This window comes from Mycobacterium sp. DHQP2018-32-09 (assembly GCF_058148405.1).
Window position 1 is genome coordinate 1 of sequence record NZ_JBYVYK010000187.1, and the last position, 400, is coordinate 400.

Sequence of the window (400 nt, forward strand, 5' to 3'; positions counted from 1 at the left end):
TAGCAATTGAAGCGAATGTTCAAGCAACGGTAGAAGAAAGAAATAGTATTTTAGCACAGTTACAAAACATTTATGACACTGCTATTGGACAAATTGATCAAGATCGTAGCAATGCACAAGTTGATAAAACAGCATCATTAAATCTACAAACAATACATGATTTAGATGTACATCCTATTAAAAAGCCAGATGCTGAAAAAACGATTAATGATGATCTTGCACGTGTTACACATTTAGTGCAAAATTATCGAAAAGTAAGTGATCGTAATAAGGCTGATGCATTAAAAGCTATAACTGCATTAAAATTACAAATGGATGAAGAATTAAAAACAGCACGCACTAATGCTGATGTTGATGCAGTTTTAAAACGATTTAATGTTGCATTAGGCGATATAGAAGC

At 32.2% G+C, this 400-nt stretch carries 1 protein-coding gene; it reads left to right on the forward strand.

The genetic code is table 11. The features are described from left to right. Nucleotides 1-400: DUF1542 domain-containing protein (locus AC30CM_RS27275; RefSeq protein WP_490120017.1), on the forward strand; the 400-nt coding region annotated here is incomplete at both ends.